General features: G+C 61.9%; 8 protein-coding genes and 1 pseudogene. 5 read left to right on the plus strand and 4 right to left on the minus strand.

All coding sequences use genetic code 11. The features are described from left to right. On the minus strand, nt 1-204 hold a 204-nt coding region (locus MKK69_RS26130; RefSeq protein ID WP_279598633.1), incomplete at its 3' end, for a hypothetical protein. 676 nt (nt 205-880) lie between these two features. Between MKK69_RS26130 and MKK69_RS26135 the strand changes: the two genes are divergently transcribed. The 3 genes from MKK69_RS26135 to MKK69_RS26145 all read left to right on the plus strand — a co-directional run bounded on the left by MKK69_RS26135 (nt 881) and on the right by MKK69_RS26145 (nt 2,418). Then, the gene (locus tag MKK69_RS26135; RefSeq protein ID WP_243972793.1) at nt 881-1,336 is read left to right on the plus strand and encodes a hypothetical protein; all 456 of its coding nucleotides are present in this window, start codon (nt 881-883) and stop codon (nt 1,334-1,336) included. Nucleotides 1,337-1,403: 67 nt separating this feature from the next. Then, nucleotides 1,404-1,706 carry a hypothetical protein gene (locus MKK69_RS26140; protein WP_243972794.1) on the plus strand — a complete coding sequence of 101 codons (303 nt, stop codon included), beginning with the start codon at nt 1,404-1,406 and terminating at the stop codon, nt 1,704-1,706. Nucleotides 1,707-2,028: 322 nt separating this feature from the next. Beyond that, nucleotides 2,029-2,418 (plus strand): heme utilization protein, encoded by a 390-nt coding sequence (locus MKK69_RS26145; protein WP_243972795.1) that lies wholly within the window; start codon nt 2,029-2,031, stop codon nt 2,416-2,418. 224 nt (nt 2,419-2,642) lie between these two features. On the opposite strand, the gene MKK69_RS31440 is transcribed toward MKK69_RS26145, so the two are convergent. Further along, nucleotides 2,643-2,801: a DUF6894 family protein gene (locus MKK69_RS31440; protein ID WP_409564889.1), complete on the minus strand. Its 159-nt coding sequence runs from the start codon at nt 2,799-2,801 to the stop codon at nt 2,643-2,645. A gap of 880 nt (nt 2,802-3,681) precedes the next feature. On the opposite strand from MKK69_RS31440, the pseudogene MKK69_RS26150 reads away from it, so the two are divergent. Next, a pseudogene (locus tag MKK69_RS26150) lies at nt 3,682-3,885 on the plus strand (nickel/cobalt efflux protein RcnA); the annotation flags it as partial. Between the two features lie 471 nt (nt 3,886-4,356). Here MKK69_RS26150 and MKK69_RS26155 read toward each other — a convergent pair. Together MKK69_RS26155 and MKK69_RS26160 are read right to left on the minus strand one after the other, a co-directional pair. After that, entirely contained in the window at nt 4,357-6,867 is a 2,511-nt protein-coding gene (locus tag MKK69_RS26155) for a PAS domain-containing protein (RefSeq protein WP_409564891.1), read from the minus strand. Continuing rightward, on the minus strand, nt 6,860-7,057 hold the full coding sequence (locus MKK69_RS26160; protein WP_243972798.1) for a type II toxin-antitoxin system ParD family antitoxin: 198 nt from the start codon (nt 7,055-7,057) through the stop codon (nt 6,860-6,862). The genes MKK69_RS26155 and MKK69_RS26160 overlap by 8 nt, the downstream gene beginning before the upstream one ends. 526 nt (nt 7,058-7,583) lie before the next feature. On the opposite strand from MKK69_RS26160, the gene MKK69_RS26165 reads away from it, so the two are divergent. After that, nucleotides 7,584-8,056: hypothetical protein (locus MKK69_RS26165; protein WP_243972800.1), on the plus strand; the 473-nt coding region annotated here is incomplete at its 3' end.

Raw genomic sequence — 8,056 nt, forward strand, 5'->3', positions numbered from 1 at the left:
CTTGGTGTTGAAGGCAACGTGCTCGCGGTAGCGAGCGATGACTGTCTCGGACGAGCCGCCGAGCATCAGCGTCGTCATCGCCTCACCGGCGGCGTGCACCTTCTCGATCACCATCGACTGCATCTCGGCCCGGCCCTCACGGCCACCCCAAGCGAGGCGTACCATGCGCAACTCGATGACCCGTCGCGACTCAATCGCGAGCATTATCGATGAAAAGATGGGATTATACACGTTAAAACTCCGCGATGTGGTAGATAGTGCCTAGATTAACGTAGCTTAAGACCACGTTGATCCTCCCTAAAAATGTTAAGAAAAGACGCCGCACCCCTGATATCATCTAAAATGGCAACCTATGACCCTGGGCTTAGTTCGATCTGTAGCATCATGCTCCCCGTCGCCCTTCCTTCGGCGGTTCTTTCGATGAAAGGCTTCGCCCATGGGCAGCGGTATCTCTCTGCTATTTCTAGCGCTCGGTACGATAGGCGGAGTCGGCGTCCTCGCATTGGCCGCACGGAAGCAGGTCGCCAATTTGAAGGGCGACCCGGAACGTTCCAATCTCATCAAGGATCATGGCGGCGCGCCACGTCCGAACATGCCTGGGACAGAGCACTGAACCCGTGACCGCGGTTGAGACGGCGAACGAAGATCCAGTCGAGGCTGCGGTGCTTGAACGAGCTCAGCAGAACTTTCTCGACACCGGTCCGGGCGACCGGATGTGGGTAGATCCCTCCCCGATGGAGGGATCCGCGATGAGTGCCTGCTTCGCTCTGAGCGCGGATCAGCGCGCCGCGTTCATCGCCGCGGCGCGAGCGGAGATCGCATCCGAGGGCGGCGCGGCCGACCGATCGGAGGCACCCCTGCCACGAGCGAAGACCCGACCATGAGTCTCGGGATCCTCGCGCTGTATGAGAGCCGCAGCAAGGCGCAGGCGGCGATGGCCACGCTGGTCGCGGCCGGCATTCCCGAGCGGGCGATCCGGCTCGTCGTCGGCTCCGCTGATCCGGAACCCGGACGCGTCGAGGCGACGGCGGCGCTTCCCGACGGCCCCGGCCTCCGGGATAGGCTCGGGACGATGGGCCTGCCCCGGGAGGCATTGGACGCCTGCTGCGCGCGGCTGAGGCAGGGCGCGGCGATGCTGGACCTGGTGGTCGCGGATGCCCAGCGGGACCACGTCATGAGCATCCTGGAGGACCACGGCTCGGTCGACCCGACGCTGCGCCTCGCGACGTGGCGCGCGGAGGGCTGGGGCGGCACGTCGCCGGTCTCGACAGAGGGGTGGGGCGGCTATTCCGCCACCTCGACCGGTGCCACGGACATCACGACGAGACGGGAATAAGCCGATGCCTCAGTTCGCTCCCGTCAGGTCCGAGACGACCGACCTCGACGCCGTGCGGCGGTACGCGGTGAGCGTCATCGCGCAATCCGAAGGTGAGGCCTTGCAGATGAAGGCGGTCACCTTGGCGCTGCTCGGCGGGATCATGTGGCGCGGCGCGCCGGGATCGACTGAGATGATCCAGGACGAGATGGGTACCAACGCCATCCTGTCGACCACCCTCGGCGGTCGCCATCTGACCTTCTCCTACGACCAGAATACCGAGTCGATCGAGATGCGCGAGGGAACGACGGACGGTCCCGTCCTGCACCGTTTCTGCAATCGGACTTTGGTCGGAGACTTCGAGCGAACCTTCAGCGCTCTGTGGGGCTGAGGGAGCCCGATCCGGTCCCGTTCATCGGCAGCAGCTGGGTCATCGGCGTCGAGATCAGCACGCGCAGACCTGCGCGCTCCCAGTGATGCGGGATCTTGCCGCCGAGCTGACCGCCAACGCTGTGCTGGACCAGAGTCGAGTTGGACCCCGTATGCGCCGGCGTCTGCTCGATCGTCGGACTGCCCCGCTCGCATCAGATTAGACTGCCGAGGGAAATCGCCTGAGAAGCGGTGAAGGCGCCGAGATCCGGAAACTGTTTGTGCGATGCTATTGTTTTCAGAGCGCGAAGTCAGTCCCGACAGCGCAACCGTCGGAGCTGTCCGTGGCCCGTATTCCTGTCTTGATCCTCGCAACTGGCCTGACGGCTGGCGCTCTCTGCTCGGCTGGTGCCGCCATGAAAAAAGTCTGGGTGCCGAACCAGTACGATGGCTCTTGGACCATCGTCGCCACCACGGCTCAAGGCCCCTGTTCGGCGAGCACGAGCTATCACGTGCAGATCAAGGATAGCGATGCCTCGATCCCCGGTGAGGAGGTCGATATCGACGGCGGCGTGTCTGCGAGCGGCTCCGTGCACGCCACGATCACCAGCGGCGCCAACAAGGTCCCGATCTCCGGCAGCCTCGACGCCAAGGGCGACGGCAGCGGCACATGGCGCACGTCCGGCGGACTGGTCGAATGCACCGGCAGTTGGAGCGCCAAGCGTTCAAGTTAGGGTATTCAAGGCGCGAAGGCATGGTTCCTGACGTCGGTAGGCTATGCGGCGAGAAGGACCTTGCCCACCGTGGGTCGGGGCCGCTCGATACCCGTGCGCCAGTGGCTATCCTGCCGGGATATTTACCTCGGGATGATCGCTTCCTTGAAGGGCATCACGGCGAGGATTAACCCGGTGCTGTCGCTGATCTGAAAGCATCCTCCATCCAGCACCTCGCCGAGCGATCAGCCCTTTGCGAGCACGTGACGGGCAGAAGCAGAAGCGTCGGCGCATGCTGCTGCCAGGCTCGGCAAATAACTGCCATCCACGTATTCAATCAGTCGGTCCCCATCGCGGACGTGGAAGAAGTACAACGGCATACAATTTAGATGCGCCGGCGGCATATGGACCTAAAGCACTAATCGTGCCGGGCCATCGATTGGCTTACCTTGCTCTCAAGGATGCGCAACTCGGCATCAGATCATGCCGATCCGTGCGACAGCAACCGGCTCCACGTCCAAGTACGATGGAACGTAGGCACACCAGCCGCAGTGGCCGTTCTCCGCCGCCTTTGGTGCATTCCATTGCGATTAAAGCGGACAGATTTTTACGACAATTCGTGTGCCGGAGACGAAGGCCAGTCCGCGGCCACGAAAAGTGACTCGGCCTTGCGGGAGGTCATTCGGCATGGCTGCATCCATGCTCCTGTCAGAGTTGACCATCTCAAAGCGAGCATAATTATATCGATGCGACTCTATCAAATGATGGCGCCGGTATCAGATTTACGATTATTGTTTTCACGCTGATACTTGAATGTTGGGGCACGCCAATGGCCGCGTGGTCGCCGTCGATAACATGTCGCTTTATGCGAAAGCTCGTCATTATCCTCTCCGAGGATCAGTCGACAATGGCCAGCACGCAGGACGCGCTTTTGTTCAATCGCTTGCTTGAACTGGAGATGGACGCGGAGCGTCAGGGAGCGGAAGAAGCTTCTTGCCGGATCATCGCTAGGGTGCGTCGGATCGCGGGCACTGCTGCATCCAGAGCGTATCCACCCACCATCCGCAGTCATTGAGTGGCGCGTTTGGCGCTACCGGCATTCTAAGCCCTGGCCCTCGCTATAGCTCCAGACGCTCGGCATGACCAAAGCTCAGGACCGTCCCTCTCCAGAGCTATGGTCAGGATCGGCTTCTGAGAAGCTGGCGCCGGCAGCGCGCAGGGCCTGCATCAGTGCGTTCAACTGAATGATAGTGATCGTCGGCTCGCCAGGGCTGCTCTCGGCCCTCGGCGGGCGTGATTGCGGCGTTGAGCGTCAAGCACATTGCCAGCCGCTGGTCCGGGTTCAGCAGCTTCGCGCAGCTGGCCCCCTACGCCTCCGCAGGTCTGATCGTTCTCATCGGCCTCTACACCGGTTGGCTCGGCTACCAGGGTATCCAACACGGCCCGGTTGGCCACGCTGCCGAGGCACTCGCTGTGCAACGCGCCTGATTTTGCGAATGGCTGCAGATAAGCGCCGATCCGGGACTCCTTCCTGAAGGACGGTAACGTCCTCAACAAACAAAAGATTTCCATTTAGAGGCGGGGTCCCAATCGGCGCCGACCGAGATCCCGCTCCTCTTTTGCTTCTGCCAATAATATCAATACGCTATCTTGGTTTTAGCTGGGGCCCCGCTTCAACGCCGATCTACACACCGACGTTCCGTAGCGTGCCCTTATGCGAACGGCTGCAATGGGTGGTTTTCAGCCCGTCCGCTTCGGGACAACGGATGCATTGAAACGGACATGACCGCTAGGTCTGCTCACGACCGGTTGCAGAAGGTTGGAGGGGCCGCTTCCAGGCACTTAATGTGAGAGCCTTACGACTGCGTCGGGCAGAGAACGATCCGACTACTATCGGATAGCAATGCATGTGAGCAGACAGCGTCCCGGCACCTGCCCACTGCCCATTACGGCATGGGATTACGAGGAACCGGCCTGCCCCTTGCTGCTCTCGATCATTGAGCGGATGCGGGCGGTCATGATGTCCATCGCGAACGGCTTGGTCAGCACTGCCATCCCCGGAGGAAGCGTCCCGTTGCCGAGGATCGCATTCTCTGCGTAGCCGGTGATGAACAGCACTTTGAGGGCGGGGCGGTGCGCGCGTGCCGCGTCTGCCATCTGTCGCCCGTTCATGCCGCCGGGCAGGCCCACATCCGTCACCAGCAGGTCGATGCGCACGTCTGATTGCAACACCTTGAGACCCGTCGCGCTGTCGCCTGCTTCGATGGCCGCACAACCGAGATCTTCGAGGATATCGGTGATGAGCATCCGCACAGTCGGCTCGTCGTCCACCACAAGTACGGTCTCGCCCTGCTGGGAGCGAGGCAGGCTGGAAATCCCTTCGACCGTCGTCTCGTCCTCGACCTCCCCATAATGGCGCGGCAGGTAAAGGCACACGGTCGAGCCCTGTCCAACCTCAGAGTAGATCCGCACCTGCCCGCCAGACTGCTGCGCGAAGCCGTAGATCATCGACAGGCCCAGCCCCGTGCCCTCGCCAATGGGCTTCGTCGTAAAGAATGGCTCGAACACGCGGGCAACCACCTCCGGCGGCATTCCAGTACCGGTATCTGTGACGCAGACGGAGAGGTACTGCCCTTCGGGTATGTCGTGCTGACGGGCTGCCCTGTCGTCCATCCATTTGTTGGCAGTCTCGATGGTGATGGCCCCTCCATCCGGCATCGCGTCGCGGGCGTTGATACACAGGTTGAGCAAGGCGTTCTCAAGCTGCGGCGGGTCTACCAAGACAGGCCAGCAGTTGGTCGCGCCGACGACCTCGACCGGGATGCCCGGGCCGACCGTACGCTGGATCAAGTCGTGTATGCCCGTGGCGAGCCGGTTTACGTCAGTGGGCTTCGGGGCAAGCGTTTGGCGGCGTGAGAAGGCAAGTAGGCGATGCGTCAGAGCGGCCGCGCGCTTCGCTGCTCCCTGTGCGGCCATCATGTAGCGGTCCACATCCATGAGGCGGCCCTGCTGCATGCGGATCTGCATCAACTCCAACGATCCGGAGATGCCTGCGAGCAGGTTGTTGAAGTCGTGCGCCAAGCCACCGGTGAGCTGCCCTACGGCTTCCATCTTCTGCGACTGTCGAAGCGCCTCCTCAGCTCGCATCAGTTCGGTCGTCCGCTCGGTCACACGCTGCTCAAGTGTCTCGTTGTGAGCGCGTAGTACATCCTCAGCCTGCCGAAGGGCTGTGATGTCGCGTGAGACGGACAGGATCTTCTCCGGCCGTCCTCCGGCATCCAGGATCGGCGTGACCTGCACATCCCACCATCTGGGCGTGCCCGCCATGGTGTCGGCGGGTCCTTGGAAGTTGGTTGACCGGCCTGCCTTGGCAGCGGCGATTGCGGCGTTCGCCTCGATGTTACCCTGGCCTTGCCAGAAATTCGGCCAAGGACAGCCATTGATGGCGTTGAAGTCGCTGACCTCCATGACCCCCTGGCCACCCTCGCTCATGAAGGTGAGCTTGCCATCGAGATCGAGCACCTTGATGCAATCGGTGCTGCTAGCGAGCACGCGCCGGTTGAACTCCTCGCTCTCGCGCAACGCCTGCTGAGCTAGATGCGTGTCGGTCGCATCGAACCCCTGTACGAAGATGCCGCTGACGCATCCGTTCTCGTCACTGATCGGCTCGTAGACGAAGTCCACGAAACGTTTCTCGGCGACCGCGCCGGACCGCTGCAGCTGGATTGGTACGCCAGCCGCGATGAAGCGCTCGCCGGTCGTGAACACCTGATCGAGCAGCTCGTAAAAGCCCTGCCCCGCGATGTCGGGAAGGGCTCTGCGGACGGACAGGCCGACAAGATCGCGCTGACCGATAAGGCGGATGTACGCATCGTTGACGAACGTGAAGACATGCTCCGGCCCGGTCAGGATCGCGGTGAACCCCGGCGCTTGCTCGAACAGCTTGCGGTGCCGCTGTGTTTCGCTCTCGGCCCGACTTTCTGCCCGGACACGCTCGGTGATCTCTAAGCCCTGATTGAGCAGCCCAACGATGCTGCCGTCCTCACCCCGGATCGGTGCGGCGCTGAAATCCCAGTACGTCGTTTCCTGTCGGCCCCGCCGCACCATTGGGATTTCGACATGGGTGCGAGAGAAGCCCTCGCCCGTCTCCATGCATTGAAGGAACGGTTCCGAGACCTGCTCCCAAGCCTCCCCCCAGACCTCGGCGACGGGGCACCCGAGCGCCGCGGGATGGCGATCGGCCATCGAAGGGATGTAGGCGTCGTTATAGAGCATCCTGAGGTCCGCCCCCCACAGGATCGTGGTCAGGATGGGCGTGTTCAGACAGAACGACAGCGCCGTGCGCAGGGACTGAGGCCACGTCTCGGGCGGTCCTAACGGCGTCCGGGCCCAGTCATGGGCACGCATGAGCGCACCCATCTGTCCACCGTCCCTGAGAAAACCAAGAGGCTCGCTGGTCGGTTCAGCCACGGATCGCCTCGCGGCTCAAGCCGGGATGCCTGATCACGGCAAGGGCTGCGGCCTCGTCACGCTCAAGCAGGCGTAGCGCTGAACGCAGGATCTCACTGACGCTGCGGTAGCGCCCGGTCGCAAGGAAGTCGCGCAGGAGTGCATCCTGCTCCGGAGTGATCGAAACGGTGACGGTACGACGCTCAGACATGGGATGGCCATGCGTTCTAAGATTTGTTCTTACAAGCGCATCACTGTCACAGCGGGGCTTGGAGGAAGTAAGATTTTTGTGATCGCAGAATGGTCATGATCGTTCCGCTCTCCACCCCGAGACGAAGTTGCGGGACCGCAGATGAATGGCTGAGCTCGGGAAGCGCCGATAGCTTCATGCAGTGAAGCATGGGTTGAGGCGGGACGTCCGCTTCCGGACCGGCAACCAAGGTTCGGTTGTCACCCATTGCCGAAGTTGGCCCTAGAACTGACGAATGACCGTTTTCGGGAAACACCGACAGCGTTCTGGACGGCCGGGTGGGTCGGGACCGGACGGCGTGATGGTGCGGAACTCACGAGTCCTGTACCGTCCATCAGACCAAGCGTACCTCGTCAGTGTTGCTCGCACCTGACATGTGTGACCAATTTGGGCGGTCTAGCGTTCGCAGGATGACCGTCGCCGGGCTGGCGGCACGGTCGTTTCCCTCGATCCCGTGTGATCAGACCTCGGATGATCCGGAAACCTGATGCTGCGTCGTACTATGCTTCTGGCCTCGGCGGCTATCGCGGTGCAGTCGATTGGTGCTGTCGCTGATCCGCTTGGAGATGGGTCATTCGCGCAAAGTACCGCTCGGCTGCTGGTGAGCGCTCATCCGGAATGGGTGGTGAATATGGGGGACGATCCACTCTCGTTGCGGATTGGGTCGACTGCCGTATATCTCCGCAACATCTACCTGCATGTACAAGAACTGCCACCTGGAGAGCGGGACGCCGCGACCGTTGCTCTCATCGAGCATGGCTTGGCCAAAAACCTCGATACCACAGCATCTCTCGACACGCTTCGAACGAGCCTGCGGCTACAGATTGCGCCCCGAGAGTACCGTCGGGCCACACCTCCGATCGTGAGCCGCGACTTCATGGCCGATCTTATGAGGGTCTATGCTATAGACCAGAATGAACGATACGCGCTCTTGTTGCAGCCTCAGTTCGAGGGGTGGCA

The organism is Methylobacterium sp. J-026 (genome assembly GCF_022829585.1).
Taxonomy (GTDB): domain Bacteria; phylum Pseudomonadota; class Alphaproteobacteria; order Rhizobiales; family Beijerinckiaceae; genus Methylobacterium.

Bases quoted from the DNA above. Each gene is read 5' to 3' on its own strand.
- MKK69_RS26160 (WP_243972798.1), bottom strand. From the start codon at position 7,057: ATGTCTGAGCGTCGTACCGTCACCGTTTCGATCACTCCGGAGCAGGAT.
- MKK69_RS26135 (WP_243972793.1), top strand. From the start codon at position 881: ATGAGTCTCGGGATCCTCGCGCTGTATGAGAGCCGCAGCAAGGCGCAG.
- MKK69_RS31440 (WP_409564889.1), bottom strand. From the start codon at position 2,801: ATGCCGCCGGCGCATCTAAATTGTATGCCGTTGTACTTCTTCCACGTC.